The organism is Planomonospora sp. ID82291, assembly GCF_015711645.1.
Taxonomy (GTDB): domain Bacteria; phylum Actinomycetota; class Actinomycetes; order Streptosporangiales; family Streptosporangiaceae; genus Planomonospora.
In genome coordinates, this window is the sequence record NZ_JABTEX010000002.1 from 1,091,848 (window position 1) to 1,108,008 (window position 16,161).

The 16,161-nt window shown below is 73.7% G+C and carries 17 protein-coding genes and 1 tRNA gene; 9 read left to right on the forward strand and 9 right to left on the reverse strand.

Annotation, left to right across the window (positions count from 1 at the left end; translation table 11 throughout):
* Window positions 1-4 precede the first annotated feature (4 nt).
* The 5 genes from HS045_RS15915 to HS045_RS15935 form a co-directional block, all read right to left on the reverse strand.
* Window positions 5-77: transfer RNA gene (locus HS045_RS15915), tRNA-Met, on the reverse strand.
* Between the two features lie 297 nt (window positions 78-374).
* Complete coding sequence (locus HS045_RS15920; protein WP_196452126.1) at window positions 375-902, reverse strand: GNAT family N-acetyltransferase; 528 nt, start codon at window positions 900-902, stop codon at window positions 375-377.
* Between the two features lie 165 nt (window positions 903-1,067).
* Window positions 1,068-1,592 (reverse strand): cellulose binding domain-containing protein, encoded by a 525-nt coding sequence (locus HS045_RS36170; RefSeq protein ID WP_196452127.1) that lies wholly within the window; start codon window positions 1,590-1,592, stop codon window positions 1,068-1,070.
* A gap of 66 nt (window positions 1,593-1,658) precedes the next feature.
* Window positions 1,659-2,687: a lytic polysaccharide monooxygenase gene (locus HS045_RS35475; RefSeq protein ID WP_196452128.1), complete on the reverse strand. Its 1,029-nt coding sequence runs from the start codon at window positions 2,685-2,687 to the stop codon at window positions 1,659-1,661.
* A 428-nt stretch (window positions 2,688-3,115) separates the two neighbouring features.
* Window positions 3,116-4,150 (reverse strand): ROK family transcriptional regulator, encoded by a 1,035-nt coding sequence (locus HS045_RS15935; protein ID WP_196452129.1) that lies wholly within the window; start codon window positions 4,148-4,150, stop codon window positions 3,116-3,118.
* Window positions 4,151-4,331: 181 nt separating this feature from the next.
* On the opposite strand from HS045_RS15935, the gene HS045_RS15940 reads away from it, so the two are divergent.
* Both HS045_RS15940 and HS045_RS15945 read left to right on the forward strand, forming a co-directional pair.
* A complete protein-coding gene (locus tag HS045_RS15940) occupies window positions 4,332-5,396 on the forward strand; it encodes an MFS transporter (RefSeq protein WP_196452815.1) in 1,065 nt (354 codons plus the stop codon).
* A gap of 226 nt (window positions 5,397-5,622) precedes the next feature.
* Window positions 5,623-6,858, forward strand: coding sequence for a PP2C family protein-serine/threonine phosphatase (locus tag HS045_RS15945; protein ID WP_196452130.1), 1,236 nt, complete (start codon window positions 5,623-5,625; stop codon window positions 6,856-6,858).
* Between the two features lie 76 nt (window positions 6,859-6,934).
* Here the strand turns inward: HS045_RS15945 and HS045_RS15950 are convergent, their stop codons facing one another.
* Window positions 6,935-7,327, reverse strand: a complete 393-nt coding sequence (locus HS045_RS15950) for an SRPBCC family protein (RefSeq protein WP_196452131.1) — start codon at window positions 7,325-7,327, stop codon at window positions 6,935-6,937.
* Between the two features lie 189 nt (window positions 7,328-7,516).
* Between HS045_RS15950 and HS045_RS15955 the strand changes: the two genes are divergently transcribed.
* The 3 genes from HS045_RS15955 to HS045_RS15965 all read left to right on the forward strand — a co-directional run bounded on the left by HS045_RS15955 (window position 7,517) and on the right by HS045_RS15965 (window position 9,995).
* Window positions 7,517-8,011 (forward strand): Rrf2 family transcriptional regulator, encoded by a 495-nt coding sequence (locus HS045_RS15955; protein WP_196452132.1) that lies wholly within the window; start codon window positions 7,517-7,519, stop codon window positions 8,009-8,011.
* A 59-nt stretch (window positions 8,012-8,070) separates the two neighbouring features.
* On the forward strand, window positions 8,071-9,261 hold the full coding sequence (locus HS045_RS15960; RefSeq protein ID WP_196452133.1) for a globin domain-containing protein: 1,191 nt from the start codon (window positions 8,071-8,073) through the stop codon (window positions 9,259-9,261).
* A 164-nt stretch (window positions 9,262-9,425) separates the two neighbouring features.
* The gene (locus HS045_RS15965) at window positions 9,426-9,995 is read left to right on the forward strand and encodes a hypothetical protein (protein ID WP_230884056.1); all 570 of its coding nucleotides are present in this window, start codon (window positions 9,426-9,428) and stop codon (window positions 9,993-9,995) included.
* Between the two features lie 65 nt (window positions 9,996-10,060).
* On the opposite strand, the gene HS045_RS15970 is transcribed toward HS045_RS15965, so the two are convergent.
* Complete coding sequence (locus tag HS045_RS15970; protein WP_196452134.1) at window positions 10,061-10,774, reverse strand: TetR/AcrR family transcriptional regulator; 714 nt, start codon at window positions 10,772-10,774, stop codon at window positions 10,061-10,063.
* 195 nt (window positions 10,775-10,969) lie between these two features.
* On the opposite strand from HS045_RS15970, the gene HS045_RS15975 reads away from it, so the two are divergent.
* The 4 genes from HS045_RS15975 to HS045_RS15990 all read left to right on the forward strand — a co-directional run bounded on the left by HS045_RS15975 (window position 10,970) and on the right by HS045_RS15990 (window position 14,088).
* Complete coding sequence (locus HS045_RS15975; RefSeq protein ID WP_196452135.1) at window positions 10,970-12,205, forward strand: acyl-CoA dehydrogenase family protein; 1,236 nt, start codon at window positions 10,970-10,972, stop codon at window positions 12,203-12,205.
* Window positions 12,202-13,050: an SDR family NAD(P)-dependent oxidoreductase gene (locus HS045_RS15980; protein ID WP_307827544.1), complete on the forward strand. Its 849-nt coding sequence runs from the start codon at window positions 12,202-12,204 to the stop codon at window positions 13,048-13,050. Before HS045_RS15975 ends, HS045_RS15980 begins: the two co-directional genes overlap by 4 nt.
* A 93-nt stretch (window positions 13,051-13,143) precedes the next feature.
* The gene (locus HS045_RS15985; RefSeq protein WP_196452136.1) at window positions 13,144-13,656 is read left to right on the forward strand and encodes a 2'-5' RNA ligase family protein; all 513 of its coding nucleotides are present in this window, start codon (window positions 13,144-13,146) and stop codon (window positions 13,654-13,656) included.
* Between the two features lie 72 nt (window positions 13,657-13,728).
* A complete protein-coding gene (locus HS045_RS15990) occupies window positions 13,729-14,088 on the forward strand; it encodes a hypothetical protein (protein ID WP_196452137.1) in 360 nt (119 codons plus the stop codon).
* Between the two features lie 49 nt (window positions 14,089-14,137).
* On the opposite strand, the gene HS045_RS15995 is transcribed toward HS045_RS15990, so the two are convergent.
* Window positions 14,138-14,491, reverse strand: coding sequence for a hypothetical protein (locus HS045_RS15995; RefSeq protein ID WP_196452138.1), 354 nt, complete (start codon window positions 14,489-14,491; stop codon window positions 14,138-14,140).
* Window positions 14,492-14,495: 4 nt separating this feature from the next.
* The gene (locus HS045_RS16000) at window positions 14,496-15,809 is read right to left on the reverse strand and encodes a zinc metalloprotease (protein WP_196452139.1); all 1,314 of its coding nucleotides are present in this window, start codon (window positions 15,807-15,809) and stop codon (window positions 14,496-14,498) included.
* Between the last annotated feature and the right edge of the window lie 352 nt (window positions 15,810-16,161).

Sequence of the window (16,161 nt, forward strand, 5' to 3'; positions counted from 1 at the left end):
CGTGTGGCGGGTGTGGGAATCGAACCCACCTGGAGCGGCTTATGAAACCGCCGGGCACGCCAGCGCCCCCACCCGCCGGGAACGCGAAAAAGCCGCCCCGGTCCGAATGCCCGGGACGGCTCGCAGCTGACATCGCCGATCGTCACATGCGCGCCCGCCCGGGCGTTTCCATTCGACGTCGGAGATGCATTCCGGTTTCCTTTCCGTATCGCGCGGACCGGGTCCGTACTGCGCGGACCGGGTCCGTACTGCGCGGACCGGGTCCGTACTGCGCGGACCGGGTCCGTACTGCGCGGACCGGGTCCATATCGCGCGGACCGAGCATGCCACGCCGGAACGGCCCGGCGCGACGCGTTTTCCCGGCGGTACGGACGTCAGCCGGTCAGCTCGCCCTCCAGGAGGGTCATGATGAGGTGGTCGTGCCACCGGCCGTCGCGGCGGAAGGAATGGCGCCGCCTGCCATCGACGGAGAAACCGGCCTTCTCGTAGACCCGGACCGCCGCCGCGTTCTCGGCGACGACCCAGAGGGCGATCGAGTGCAGCCGCATCCGGTCGAAGCCGTACCGGCAGACCACCCGGGTGGCGTCGGTGCCGTAGCCCCTGCCCCAGCAGTCCTTCTCGCCGATGTAGAGGTCGAGTTCGGCGCTGCCGGTCTCCGGTTCGGTGTCGCCGAGCCGGGTGATCCCGATCAGCCGCCCCTCGTCGAGGGTCTCGATCACGAGGAGCACGCCGTCGTAGGAGTTGGCCTCCCTCTCCTCGCACCGGGCGGCGACCTGGGCCAGCGATTTCGGATAGCCGTCGTCCATCCAGCGCATGACCTCCGGGTCGCTGTTCCAGCGCCACAGGGCCTCGGCGTCCGACGGTTCCATGGCGCGCAGCCGTACGAGATCTCCGGTCAGCAAGGAATCCGCTCCGTTCGGTGGGGAAAGGCGGAACGGGGAATTCCTGGCATTCGTCCGAGGGGCCGATCAATCGGTTATCCGGGCGGCCGGGCTGGTGACGGAACCGGTCAGCCTGATGCCGTCCGGTCCACCCGGTGAGTCCGGTCCGTCGGGTCCGCCCGGAGGTCAGCCGCAGGTGATCTCGGTGAAGGTCGGGGGCGACTGGGCCGCGCCGACGAAGCCGATGTCGGTGGCGGTGGCGCCGGGGGCCAGGACGGATCCGCCGTCTCCGGGCGCGTGGATCATCGCGATGGGGCCGCTCTGCATGTGGGTGCCGTTCCAGGCCTGGGTGATGGTCGCCCCCTTGGGGAGGACCCACTGGATGTACCAGCCGCCCAGCGGCGTGTCGGCCGTGTTGGTGATCGTCGCGGTGGCGCGGTACCCGCCTGGCCAGGTCTCGACGAGCTTGAGCGCGGCCTTGCAACTGCGGGCCGGAGGTGCGGGCAGGGCCGCGGGGTCGGCGGGGAGCGAGGAGGGGGCCGTACCCGCCGGAGCGGGAGGGGAGGGGGCGCCGCCCGGCGGAGCCACCGGATGCGCGGCGGTGTGCCGGACCGCGGGGCCGTCGCCGCCGACGCAGGCCGCCGCGAGCAGGGCCACCGCGGCCCCCAGGGAGAGGGCGCCCAGGATCGTGGTGGTCTTCCCCTGCGTCACGGCTGTCCTCCCGGGGAGGGACGGCGGGGGCCCGGCCGGGCGGGCCGGTGGGCCCCCGGGAGTCGGTCAGGGACTGGTGCAGGTCAGGGACGGGGAGCCGGGGGAGCCGTTGCCGGTGAACCCGAAGGTGGTCGAGCCGCCCGCGGGGACCGCCCGGTTCCAGGCGGCGTTCTTGGCGGTGACGGAGGATCCGGAGACGGTATGGGTGGCGTTCCACAGGCTGTTGATGCCGCTGCCGCCGGGCAGCGTCCAGGTGACGGTCCAGCCGTTGAGGCCGGAGGAGCCGGGGTTGCTCACGGTGACCTCACCCTGGAAGCCGCCCGGCCAGGTGCTGACGGTCGTGAAGGAGGCGGTGCAGGAGGCCGGGTCGCCGGTGGGGGTCGACGTCGGGGTGGCCGTGGGCGTGGCGGTCGGGTCCGGGTCGGGGTTGCCCCCGCGGCCGACGCCGGTCACCTCGCCGTCGCCGCCGTCGAAGACGACGTCGGAGCAGTTGTAGAAGGTCTCGGCGCTGTCGGAGCGCTTCCACACCGAGTAGATGACGTGGCGGCCGGACTTGCCGGAGGGCAGGGTGGCGTTCCAGTAGTAGTGCGCGTCGTTGGTGCCCGGCGAGCCGACGCTGTCGGGGTGGTCGGCCGTGTCGAAGGGCTGCTCCTCCAGGTCGTCCCAGGTGAGCGGCTTGGTGGGGTCGTAGCCGTCCTTGGTGACGTACAGGTAGAACCAGCCCGGGTGGGCGGCCCACTTGTTGTACTTGACCTGGATCTGCCGCCCGGCGGTCAGGTGGGTCACCGGCCAGTCGCTGCGGGCGAGGTCGAACCCGGTGAAGTTGGGGTTGCCGCCGCTGCACAGCTGCCCGTCGGGCACGAAGCCGCGGGTCCGCCCGGCTCCGTCGGAGCGGAGCACGCTGAACCAGTTGTAGAGGGAGTTGTCGCCGCTCCGGGCGACGGCCGCCGCACAGGCCGGGTTGATGGGGACGATGTTCCCCTGCGGGCTGAGGCCGTCCTGCCAGCAGAAGTAGGTCCGGCTGCCGGGCACCATCATGGCGCCGTGAGCCGAGGCCGAGCTCGGAACGAGGACGACCGCGAGAAGCGCGGACATGAACGTGACCGCGCAGGCGACAGCGATCCTTCGCCAATTGCGCACTGAACTGACCGACCTTTCGGGATGGCGGGCTTACCGGTCGACTGCAGCGAAGCGCTTACGCGAAACGGACTCTAAGTCGCCATTGCAAAGGTGTAAACGAAAGGGGCCCCCGCGAGGCCGTTCCGGGGGAGAAAGGCCAGTTGACGGCGTATCCGAGTGGTGCGGGGCAGATGAAAGATTCATGCCGCCCGGGAGGCGGCGGGGGAATTCCGGGACATCGGGGACGCGGCTGGACGGCCATTCCGGTGTCGTCCGGATATGCCCCCGGGAAGCGCCCGCCGGCGGGTGGCCGGGGGCGGGCGGGCGCGCCGCCGAAGGGGTTCCGGCGGGTGGCCGGGGGCGGGCGGGCGCGCCGCCGAAGGGGTTCCGGCGGGTGGACGGGGTCAGGCGGGCGCGCCGCCGAAGACGTCGCGGTGGGCGATCGACAGGGCGGTGAAGACGGCGCCGTGCAGGACCGCGTTGCCCTCCACGGTGCTCGCCAGGACCAGGGTGGGGGCGGGGGAGAGCGCGGCGAGGTGCCCGCCGACCCGTTCGGCCAGGTCCTCCCCGCCGGAGCGCCCGGTCCTGCCGCCGAGGACGACGAGCCCGGGGTCCAGGACGGCGACCGCGGCCAGGACGCCCTCGGCGATCCGGGCGGAGAAGGCGTCCGGGTCGAGTCCGCGGACGGCCTCGGCGCCCACCAGCTCGCAGAACGGCGTGCCGGACGGCTTGAGCCAGCCGATCTCCCCGGCGCCCCCCGACGCGCCGTGCCGCAGCCGCCCGCCGAGGACGACCGCGGCGCCCACCCCGTCGTCCAGCCAGAGCAGGACGAAGTCCTCGCGGCCGCGGGCGGACCCGGCGCGGTGCTCGGCGACGGCGGCGAGGTTGACCTCGTTCTCCAGGGTCACCGGGGCGCCCAGGCTCGCGCCGAGGACGCGCGGCAGGTCGGGCCGCCACCCGGGCACGCCGTTGTCGGCCAGCAGGCTCCCGGTGGCCGGGTGGAACAGGCCGGGGGCGCCGAGCACGGCCGCGTGCACGGGCCGGGTGCCCGCCGCCTCCGCGACCGCGCCGGTGACGGCCGCGGCCAGGTCGTCGCCCGCCCGCAGGGGCCGGGCGGCCGAGCCGACGGTGCGGCCGGTGATGTCGGCGACGGCGACGTTGACCGCGTCGCGGCGCACGTCCACGCCGGCCACGTGGGCGCGGTCGGCGATGAGGCCGTACAGGCGCGCGTTCGGCCCCCGGCGGTCCCCTCCGGTCTCCCCGGTGACCGCGATCAGGCCGTTCGCCTGCAACCGCTCGATCAGGTCGGACACGGTCGGGCGGGACAGGCCGGTGAGCTCGCGGAGCCGGGGGGCGGTCAGCGGCCCGTGCTCGAGCAGGAGGTCGAGGGCGAGGCGGTCGTTGATCACTCGGGCCAGCTGCGGGGTGGCGGTCCTCATGCCGCCATTGTCCACGACCGGAAAAAGAGGGTTTTAATCAGGTAGCCTGCCTGTTAATTTTGAGCCCATGCCTACCGACACACGACGCGCCCGGATCGCCGTCGCCGCGGTGTTCGCCGTGCACGGCGCGGTCGCCGGAACCTGGGCGACCCGCATCCCGTGGCTGTAGGACCACCTCGGGCTGGACTCCGCCGCGCTGGGGATCGCCCTGTTCTTCCCGGCCCTCGGCGCCTTCGTGGCCATGCCGATGTCCGGCCGCCTGATCCACCGGTACGGCGGGCGGACGGCGACGCGGGTCCTGCTCGCCCTGTGGTGCGCAGCGCTGGCGCTCCCCGCCCTGGCCCCCGGCCTCCCCTGGCTCTGCGCCGCGCTCTTCCTGTACGGCGCCGCCGCCGGCACGTGCGACGTCGCGATGAACGCGCAGGGGGTGGTCGTCGAGCAGCGGCTGGGACGCTCCGTCATGTCGGGGCTGCACGGCATGTGGAGCGTCGGCGGTCTGGTCGGCGCGGGCGCGGGCGCGCTCGCCGCCGAGTTCGCCGTCGACGCGCGCCTGCACCACGCGGTGGCGGCGCTGGTGCTGCTGGCCGTCGGCGCCGTGGTGAGCCGGACGCTGCTCGACACCCGGCCCGAGCCCGGGGAGCAGGCCCCGCCCCGGTTCGCCGTGCCGCCGCGGGCGATCCTCGTGATCGGCGTCGTCGGGTTCTGCGCCACCTTCGCCGAGGGCGCCGGCCGGAACTGGGCCGCCGTCTACATCGAGGACGTCACCGGCGCGGGAGCCGGGCTCGCGGCGGCCTCCTTCGCCGTCTTCTCCCTGGCCATGTCGGTCACCCGGCTGGCCGGGGACCTGGTCGTCGACCGGTTGGGGCCGGTCCTGACCGTCCGCGCCGGAGGACTGCTCGCCGCGGCGGGCTGCCTCCTGGTCGCCGCCGCCCGCACCCCGTGGCCGGGCGTCGCCGGGTTCGTCCTGCTGGGCCTGGGCGTCGCCGTGACCGTGCCGCTGGTCTTCGCCGCCGGAGGCAACGCCGCCCCGACACCCGGCCAGGGCGTGGCGGGGATCGCGACGATCACCTACCTGTCGGGCCTGGTGGCTCCGGCGGTGATCGGCTGGGTGGCCGACGCGACCTCGCTGCCCGCCGCGTTCGCCCTGATCGCGGCCGTCTGCCTGGCGGGAACCGGGCTGGCCGGCGCGCTGCGGCCCCGCCCCGCCGTACCCGTGGTCCCGGTGAAGGAGCCCGCGGGCCGCTGACGGCGGGGGAGGAGCCGGCGGGCCGCCGGGGCGAAGGAGCCCGCAGGCCGTCGGCGGGGCGGGGGAGCCGACGGCGCGGGTGGTGACTGAGGGGTGGCCGAGGGTAGGAGAAGGGTCCGGGACCGTTCGGCTCCGTGTTCCCGCCTGCCGTGCACCGGGGTCGCGGAACGCTCCGAGGGACCCCGGACGGGTCCGGGACGTCGCGCGCGGGGGAGGAGACGGCGCCATGGATGTCTCCGCAGGGCGGGTGCGGATGCTGGAGGGGCTGGTCCAGGGCAGCCACCTGTCGGGGATGGAGCGGCTGCCGTCCCTGGTCGAGGAGTGCGCCGCCCACGCCGGGCTGCACGAGGTGCTGATCTACGTGGCCGACCTGCGCCAGGAGGTGCTCCGGCTGATGACCGGGCACGGGGTCCACTCCTACGAGGAACCCGAGCTGGAGAGGGACGAACTGCGGATCGAGGGGACCCTCGCCGGCCGGGCCTTCCAGGAGATGCGGATGATCGCCCGGCCGGGCGGGGACGGCGGCGCGGGCTGGTGGGTGCCGCTGCTGGACGGCACCGAGCGCCTGGGGGTGCTGCGGATCGGCGCCGACGGCATCGACGGCGCGGACGGGCGGGTGCAGGAGGACATGCGGGCCCTGGCGTCGCTGGTGGCGCTGCTGATGGTGAGCAAGCGCCCGCAGAGCGACTCCTACGCCCGGCTGGTGCGGACCCGCTCGATGAGCGTCGCCGCGGAGATGCAGTGGAACCTCATGCCGCCGCTGACCTTCGCCAACGAGGAGGTGGTGGTCGGCGCGGTCCTGGAGCCCGCCTACGAGATCGGCGGTGACGCCTTCGACTACGCCCTCGCCGGGGACCTGGTGAACCTGGCGGTCTTCGACGCGATGGGCCACGACGCCTCCGCCGGCCTGACCGCGAGCCTGGCCGTCGCCGCCTGCCGGAACAGCCGCCGCCAGGGGGCGGACCTGATCGCCACGAGCGTGGCGATCGAGCGCGTCCTGATCGAGGAGTTCGGCCGGGGCAGCCGCTTCGCCACCGCGATCCTGGCCCAGCTGGACCTGCGCAGCGGCGTCTTCTCCTGGGTCAACCGCGGGCACCACCCGCCGATCGTGATCCGGGGCGGGCGCTGGGTCGCCACCCTGGAGTGCGACCCCGCCCACCCCGTCGGCCTCGACCTGGGCCTTCCCGTCTCGCTCTGCCAGGAGCAGCTCGAACCCGGCGACCGCGTCCTGCTCTACACCGACGGCATCACCGAGGCCCGCAACCGCGACGGCGAGGAGTTCGGCCTCAGCCGCCTCGCGGACTTCGTCATCCGCCGCAACGCCGACGGGCTGCCGGTGCCGGAGACCCTGCGCCGTCTCGTCCGCAGCGTCCTGGACTACCACCACGAGCAGCTCCAGGACGACGCGACGGTGCTGCTGCTGGAGTGGCACGGTGCCGGTCAGCGCAAGCCGTACTCGTGACGGGGCGGAGCGCAAGCCGTACCCGTGACGGGGCGCAAGCCGTACCCGTGACGGCCCGGCGGCCCGCCCGGCGGGCCTACGCCCGCACCTGCTCGGCCAGCCGCTCCAGGCTCTTCTCCAGGGCGTGGTCGACCTCGTCGCCCGGGGGCGCGGTCTCCTCGTCGAAGAACGACAGGTGCACGGTCACCTCACTGGACCGGTCGCTGATGCCCGCGACCTGCAGCCAGCCCGCGTAGCGGCTGTCGTCGCGCGTCCCCCACTCGACCCGGAGCTGGTCGCGCCGCGCCCGGAAGAGCGCGCGCTCGTCCCGGCCGCTGCCGTCCTCGTGCACGGTCACCGCGGGCGGCTCCTCGGCCCGCACGTGCAGGTCCTGAGGGAGCCAGGAGTCGAGCAGGTCCAGGTCGCCGGCCTTGTCGAACACCGCTTGCGGCGACGCGGTCATCGTGCGGGAACGCTCGTATTCGCTCATCGGACGATCACTCCTCGGTTCGGGAACGTCGGACGGGGACGTACCCGGCCCGGCCCGGTCCATCCGCCGCCGCCCGGAGCCCGCGGGGCGGGGGCGCGGATCGCCTGCCGCAAGGCCGGTGGGGCGGGGGCGCGGAGCATCTGCGGCAAGGCCGGTGGGGCGGGGGCGCGGAGCGCCTACCGTAAGGCCATGCGTCTGACCGCTTTCACCGACATCTCGCTGCGCATCGTGATGCGGCTGGCCGTGGCGGCGGAAGGGGAGCTGCTGACCACCCGGGCGGTCGCGGACATGCTCGCCGTGCCGTACACCCACGCGGCCAAGGCCGTGGCGCGCCTGAGCGAGCTGGGGCTGGTGGAGGCCCGGCGCGGGCGCGGCGGCGGGATGCGGCTGTCGGCGGCCGGGCACCGGGCCTCGGTCGGCGGCATCGTCCGCGCGCTGGAGGGCGCGGACGACGTGGTGGGGTGCGAGGACGACCCGCCGTGCCCGCTGCGGACGGCCTGCCGTCTGCGGGCGGCGCTGCGCCGGGCGCAGGAGGCCTTCTACGCCTCCCTCGACACGGTCACGGTCGACTCCCTGGTGGCGGCCCCCACGGGACCGGCCTTGCTCTCCCTGACCTCCGCGCCGGAGCGGCCGGTCCGGCGTCCGGACGACCCTCGGTGCGAGGGCGGCGGACCCGCCTCTTAATATGTATTTCAGATTCCAATTTCAGGGGGATCTCCGCTCCGCCGTCCCTGGAGGTCGACATGCTGTCCGCCGAGTCCGCCGCGATCGTCCGCGCCACGCTCCCCGTGGTGGGCGCGTCCCTCGACGCGATCACCACGCGGTTCTACGAGACGATGTTCGCCGAGCGCCCGGAGCTGCTCGACGGCATGTTCAACCGGGGCAACCAGCGCAACGGCGAGCAGCGCAGGGCGCTGGCGGGCTCCATCGCGGCGTTCGCGACCGCGTTGCTCGACAACCCCGACGAGCGCCCCGACCGGCTGCTCTCGCGCATCGCGCACAAGCACGCCGCGGTCGGCGTGACCGACGACCAGTACGTGATCGTCCACAAGTACCTCTTCGCCGCGATCGCCGGGGTGCTCGGCGACGCCGTCACCCCGCAGGTCGCCGCGGCCTGGGACGAGGTCTACTGGCTGATGGCCGGGGGGCTGATCGCGATGGAGGCCAGGATCTACGCCGAGGCCGGGGCGCGGGCCGGGCGCACCTGGCGGCGGTGGCGGGTCGTCGAGCGGCGGGAGGAGACGGCGGACACGGTCTCCTTCGTGCTGGCCCCGACCGGTGACGAGCCCGTCCCGCCCGCCGGTCCGGGCCAGTACGTCAGCGTGCGGGTGGAACTGCCCGACGGCGTGCACCAGCTCCGCCAGTACACGCTCTCCGGGCACGGCGAGGACGGCCTGCGCCGCATCACCGTCAAGCGCGTGCGGCAGGAGGGCTCCCCGGACGGGGAGGTGTCCGCCCTGCTCCACGACACCGTCGCCGAGGGGGACGAGCTGACCCTGTCCGCCCCGTTCGGCGACGTGGTGCTGGAGGACGGCGACGCGCCGCTCGTCCTGGTCTCCGCGGGCATCGGCTGCACGCCCGTCACGGCGATGCTGCAGCACCTGGCCCTGACCGGCTCCACCCGCCGCGTCCTGGTCCTGCACGCCGACCGCTCCAAGGCCGAGCACGCCCTGCGCGAGGACATGAAGCGGCTCGCCGGGGCGCTGCCCGGCGGCGAGCGGGTCTTCTGGTACGAGGAGGGGCCCTGCGGCTGCGCCCGCCCCGGTCGGATGGACCTGTCCGACGTGGCGATCCCCGAGGGCGCGGTCGTCTACATGTGCGGCCCGCTGCCGTTCATGCGGGACGTGCGCGCCCAGCTCCTGCGGGCCGGGGTCGCGGCCCGCGACGTCCACTACGAGGTGTTCGGCCCCGACCTGTGGCTGGGCGCCGCCTGACGCGCTCCGCTCCGCGGGGAGGGACCGGCCCAGGGGCCGAAGGTCCTTCCCCGCGGGGACTTCGGGACGATCACCGCGAGCCGTACGGCTCTGCGGGGAAGGGGGTGCGAACCGGTGTACTGGATGACGTAACCGAGAGACGAACACCCCCCAAGGAGCCCACCATGGCGATCATCGAAGGCCGCGCCCAGGCCAACGGCCGCACCACCGCCACCCTCGTCGCGGCGGCCCCCGCCGCGCTCACCCCCCGCACCCCCGCCGCCTACGCCTTCGGGGTCGCCCGCATCGCGCTGGGCTGGGTCTTCCTGTGGGCCTTCGTCGACAAGATGTTCGGCCTCGGCTTCGCCACCCCCGCCGCCAAGGCGGTCGTCAACGGCGGCAGCCCCACCACCGGCTTCCTCAAGGGCACCGGCGAGAACGCCCTCGGCGGCTTCTTCGGCACCCTGGCCGGCCAGGCCTGGGTCGACTGGCTGTTCATGACCGGCCTGCTGGGCATCGGCCTGGCCCTCATCGCCGGCGCCGGCCTGCGCATCGCCGCCGCCAGCGGCACCGCGATGATGCTCCTGATGTGGGCCGCCGAACTGCCCCTGACCACCAACCCCTTCATGGACGACCACATCGTCTACGCCATCGTCATGATCGCCCTGGCCCTGGCGAGCGCCGGCGACACCCTCGGCCTCGGCGCCTGGTGGGGCAAGACCGCCCTGGTCAAGCGGCTCCCCATCCTGAAGTGACCGCCTGTCGCACCCGACCGGCCGTGATCCGGCGCCCGCCTCCTCAGAACCCGGGAGGCGGGCGCTCACGCGTTCCCGGCCGGACCTTCGTTCCCGGCCGGATGCTCCGGCTCCGGCCGGGGACGGGCGTCGCGCTCGGCGAGCAGCCGGGCGGTCTCGCCGGACACCTCGGTGGCCAGCACCGCCGAGACGACGTCGACCAGATGGCTGGTGAAGAGCCGGTCGTCCCTCCCCTCCGGACCCTCGGCGCGGCGGGCCAGCTCCACATAGGTCACCCGGATGGCCATGAACCGCTGGTGCAGCCGGCGCACGGCGACCTCGGAGAGCAGCGGGGCCACCAGTTCGCGCCAGCGGTTGATGCTCTGGGCGGGGTCGTCCTGCGCCCCGCGGAGCGCCGGCAGACGGCTGCGGTGCACGAGCTGCTCCATGATCCGCAGGTAGGACCGGCCGCCGTCGGAGTCGGCCAGTTTGGCGGCCATCGGCCGTACCAGCGCGGCCGCGAGCGTGCGGCGCGCCTCGGGCGCGAGCAGGCCGCCCCGCGCCTCGTACTCGTCGAGCAACTGGTGGCGGCGGGCCTCGACCTCGGGCTGGTGCTTGGCCAGCACCGCGGCCAGCAGTCCGGCCCGGTCCCCGAAGTGGTACTGCAGCGCGGTCGCGTTGCGCTGGCCCGCCGCGGTGTTGATCTCCCGCAGCGAGACCCCGTCGATCCCCCTCTCGGCGAACAGGCGCTCGGCGGCCGTCACCAGCCGCCTGCACGTGGCCTCGGGATTGGGCGGCATCGGCGCTCCTCCTCCCGGATCCCCGGGTCCCCGGCTCCCCTTGATGGCGGGAGGGCCGCTCGTTACAGTAATCATGCACGTGACTGAAAACGTCATGCAGTCGCATCAAATCATGGCGGTGCCGAAGAGGACATCGCACCGGACATCCCCCGGGGCGGCTCCCAGGACAGCTCCCAGGACAGAGGGGTCGCACGCATGGCCATCGACTTCACACTCGCTCCCGAGCACGAGGAGATCCGCCGCCGGGTGCGGACCTTCGTGCAGGAGACCATCATCCCGGCGGTCGAGGGCTTCGACGACGAGGAGACCGTCACCACGCGCGACGCGTACATCCGGACGGTCTTCGGGCTGCGCGAGAAGGCGAGGGCCGAAGGGCTCTGGCTGCCGCACATGCCGAAGGAGTGGGGCGGCATGGGCCTGGGCCACGTCGAGCTGGCCATGGTGCAGGCCGAGGCGGCCAAGACCCGGCTGGGTCCGTGGGTGTTCAACTGCCAGGCGCCCGACGAGGGCAACATGCACACGCTGCTGCACTGGGCGAGCGACGAGCAGCAGGAGAAGTACCTCAAGCCGCTGCTCAAGGGCCATGTGATGTCGTGCTTCGCGATGACCGAGCCCGAGGTGGCCGGCTCCGACCCGACGCTGATCCGCACCCACGCCGTCAAGGACGGCGACGAGTGGGTGATCAACGGCCACAAGTGGTTCATCTCCAACGCCCGCCGGGCGGGCTTCGCGATCCTCATCGCCCGCACCGAGCCCGACCTGCCCGAAGGCGCCCGCGGCGCCAACACCGCGTTCCTCGTCGACCTGCCCCAGGAGGGCTGGAACGACGTCCGCGAGGTCGAGACGATGCACGGCTCGACCGGCCACAGCGAGATCGTCATCACCGACCTGCGGGTCCCCGACGGCCAGATCCTCGGCGGGCGCGGCAACGGCCACAAGCTCGGCCAGTACCGCCTCGGCCCGGCCCGGCTGGCCCACTGCATGCGCTGGATCGCGCAGGCCGAGACCGCGCTCGACATGATGGTCGACCGGGCGCTCAACCGCTACAGCCACGGCTCGCTGCTCGCCGAGAAGCAGGGCGTCCAGTGGCTGATCGCCGACTCGGCCATGGAGCTCTACCAGTGCAAGCTCATGGTCCTGCACGCCGCCTCGAAGATCGACAAGGGTGAGGACTTCCGCACCGAGGTCTCGATGGCCAAGCACTTCGTGGCGAACAGCCTCAACCGGATCGTGGACCGGGCGATCCAGGTGCACGGCGCGCTGGGCTACTCGACCGACACCCCGCTAGCCCGCATGTTCCAGCACGCCCGCTGGGCCCGCTTCGCCGACGGGGCCGACGAGATCCACCAGATGCGCATCGCCGAGCGTACGATCGCGGCGTACCGGGCCACCGGTTCGACCAACGCCGCCACGGGAGGGCTGCCGCTGTGAGCGAGACCACGGAGAACCGGTTCGGCGCGGGCGGCGGGCTGCTCAGCGGGATGGGCGGGCCTGCCGGCAGGCGGCCGGCGGAGGGCGTCAACGAGGTCCGCGGCGACCGGCTCGGCGGCAAGGTCGCCCTCGTCACCGGCGGCGGCAACGGGATCGGCGCCGCGGTGGCCCGGCGGCTCGCCGCGGGTGGCGCCCGGGTCGTGCTCGCCGACGTCGACGACGCGGCGGGCAAGGAGGTCGCCGACGCGATCGGCGGGGTCTTCACGCACTGCGACGTGACCCGGCTGGAGGACAACGAGGCGGCGGTGGCCGTCGCCGTCGAGCGGTACGGCGGGCTCGACCTCGCCTTCCTCAACGCCGGCATCTCCTCCGGCTGCGGGCTGGGCGAGGACTTCGACGTCCGGCGCTACCGCCTGGCGATGGGCGTCAACCTCGACGGCGTCGTGTTCGGGGTGCACGCCGCGCTCCCCGCGCTGCGGGCCGCCGGCGGCGGGACGATCGTGGCCACCGCGAGCATGGCCGGGATCGTCGGAATCCCGAACGATCCCATCTACGCCGCCAACAAGCACGCCGTCGTGGGCCTCGTCCGCTCCCTCGGACAGGACCTGCGGTCCTCCGGGATCAAGGTGCAGGGCCTGTGCCCGTCGTTCGCCGACACGGCCATCCTGGGCGAAGGCAAGGCGCTGCTGGAGGAGATGGGCTTCCCGATCCTGGAGGTCTCCGCGGTGGTGGACGCGTTCTTCCGGCTGCTGGACAGCGACGGCACGGGGGAGTGCTGGTTCGTGGTCCCGGGCCGCGAGAGCCAGCCCTTCGCCTTCCGCCGCGCCCCCGGCCCCCGGGCCTGACGTCCGCGCCCCCGGCCCCCGGGCCTGACGTCCGCCCGGTGGAAGGCCGGAACGGAATCGCGGCCGGTGATCCGGCGGCGCTAGTCTTCCGGCATGGTCGCCGCGCTGGAGCTCTACCTCGATCCGGCCGCCGAGAAGCGGATCAGGACGCTGTGGAGGGCGCTGGCCCAGGTCGGCGTCCAGTCGATGAGCGAGCTGCTGAAGGGCCGGCACCGCCCGCACGTCTCGCTGCTCAGCGCCGCGGAGCTGGACGGTCCAGGGGTGGCCGCGGCGCTGGCGGACATGGACGCCGCGCCGCCGCTGGAGCTGCGGTTCGACTTCGTCGGTCAGTTCCTGGGCCGGGTGCTCTGGCTCGGGCCGGTTCCCACGACGGAGCTGCTGGCCCACCACGCGGCGGTGCACGAGCGGCTCGACGCCGCGGGGATCGCCGGTTTCGACGTCTACCGGCCGGGCGGCTGGGTGCCGCACTGCACGCTCTCGATGCGGGTGCCGCACGCGGTGCTGCCCGGTGCGATCCGGCTCTGCATGGACTTCCTGCCGATCCGGGCGACCGTGACCGGCGCCGCCGTGGCCGACCACGCGAGGGACCTCTTTACCCCCCTGTGAGGAGGATGAAGTTCACGGGACGAGACCGCCTGTCTACGTTGGATCTGAGATGGGGGAAATGTCATGCATATCGTGGTGAACGCTGAGGCAGGGGGACCGGACCGCGTCCGGGAACTGTCGTCGTGGCTGCAGGAGGAGACGGACCTGCGCGGCCGGATCCGGCCGGCCGGGAGTCCTCCCGGCGGCGGGACGCCGGGGCCGGTCACCGGGGCGCTGGAGATCACGCTCGGCTCGGGGGGCGAGCTCGCCACGGTCGCGGCGGTGGTGGTCGCCTGGCTGCGCACCCGGACGGGAGAGGTGAGCGTCCGGCTCGCCGACGGCGACAGGGAGATCGAGGTCAACGCCCCGGGGCTGCGGAACCTGGACCACGCCCAGGTCGACGGCGTCACCGAGAGGGTCGTCCAGACCTTCCAGCGGGTCGGCGCCCGGTGACGATCGGGGACGGCGGCCCGTAGAGGGCGGCTCTCATGGGCGGCGGCGCTCAGCGGACGACGGTGAGCACGCCGTCCTCACAGGAGAGGACGACCAGGTCGAAGGGGGCGCCCCGGCCTTCGGGGAAGGTGATCCGGACGCGGCCGGCCCCCCGGTCCCGCCACCGGCCGAGCGTCTGCCGCGGGCGGTCGTCCGGACCGGGGCGGAGTTCGGCGAACGTCCCGTCCGGCCGGAACTCCAGCCCGTCGCGCACCCGCCGGGAGGGCCGGAACGGGTGCTCGGCGGGACGGTACACCGCCGTGCTCCCGGTGTCCTCCTCGTAGGAGTGGAGCCAGACGCCGGTGATGTCCGGCGTCCGGCTCGCCGCTCCGTCGTTCGTGGGGTCCTCGCGGTGACCGGCCATCCGATCACGCTTCGGGACGGTCGCCGCCGACCATGTCGATCACGGTACGGATCTCCTTCAGGACCTCGGTGGCCAGCCGTTCGCTGTCGCGCAGCAGCCGTCGCACCTCGCCGTCCGGCCCGGCGTGCCCGTCGGGTCCGGGCTGCGCGGGCACCGTCGCCCCCGCCGTGGCGGTCGTGCCCATCGCGCCCGTGGCGGTCGTGCCCATCGCGCCCGTGGCGGTCGTGCCCATCGCGCCCGTGCCCGTCACGCCCGGAGCGGCGGCGGGCGCGGGCCAGTGCGAAGGGCCGGGCATCGCGGCCCGCGGAACGGCCGTGCCCGGGGCGGTCCCGTTCCTGGCGGACGGCTCGCCCGCGGTGGGCCGGGACGGGCCGCTCAACGCGCCCGGAGCGACCAGGAAGGAGGCCCGGACCCCCTCCAGGCAGGCGTCCATCCGGTTGGCCTGGCCGCGGGTGAACATGAACATGGCGTCGTCGTCGACGTAGTCCATGTAGTTCATGAACATGTCCCCGTGCGGGCCGTTGCCGCAGGAGACGTGCGGGAAGGCGGGGGAGCCGGTGTTCGCGTCGGCCTGGTTCGGCGTGTCGGCGACCTTGTCGTCGCTGCTGCAGGCCCCGTCGTCGTCGCCCCAGATGTGGTAGAGGTCCAGCCAGTGGCCGATCTCGTGCGTGGCGGTCCGGCCGCCGTCGAACGGGGGCGCCGCCGTACCGGTGGTGCCGAACGCGCTGTGCAGGATCACGACGCCGTCGGTCTGCGGCGGGCCGCCGGGGAACTGCGCGTAGCCGAGCAGCCCTCCGCCCAGCTGGCAGACCCAGATGTTGAGGTACTGGTCGGTGGGCCACGGGTCGGCGCCGCCGGTCGCGGACGCCTTGACGGCGTCGTCGAAGCCGAACGACGTCCGGTCGGTCGGCACCCGGACGATCCCGTCCGTGGGCTCGCCGTCCGGGTCCAGCGACGCCATCCGGAACTCGATCCCGGCGTCCGCCACCAGCGGCCTCCACACCTCGGGCACCTTGTCCCGGTCGGGGTTGGCCGCCCGGAAGTCCCGGTTGAGCACCTCGATCTGGCTGCGGATCTGGTCGTCGGGGATGTTCTGCGCCGGGACGGCGGGGTTGTGCACCACGTGGACGACGACCGGGATGGTGACCACGCCGGTGCGGGACGGGGAGCGCCGCCCTCGTTCGTACTGGAGCGCCCGGTTCTCGATCGCCGCGCGCCGGGACCGGTAGGTCGTGCTCTCGTTGAGCAGCCGGCGGTGCACGAGCATGGTGCCGCACAGATCGCGGGTCGGCGGGTGAGGGAGGTCGGATTCGGTCACGGCACGTCCTTCTTCCGGCTTCCGGATGTGAACCGGGGTCTGCTCAGGTCGTACCGCATCCGGCGCGACTTCACGCGCGGTGAGGCCGCAGATCTTCCCCGGACGCGGGTTCTCTCCCGAGGGACTCCGTCTCCCGAAGGGACGCCCTCCCACACCGGCGGAGCAGGCCGCGGCGGAGCCCGGCCGGACCCCGCCGGCCTCCTCCGCACGAAGGCCGATCCGGGGTTTCCCGGCTTCTCCCGCCGGGTAAATGGCCGTTTGCGACCGTCTCACGCCGGAGGAACACCTTCGGTGGGAATCCTGCCGGGCGGCTGCGCACGGCAGGTCGGTCGCGCCAACGCCGTGCCGTCCC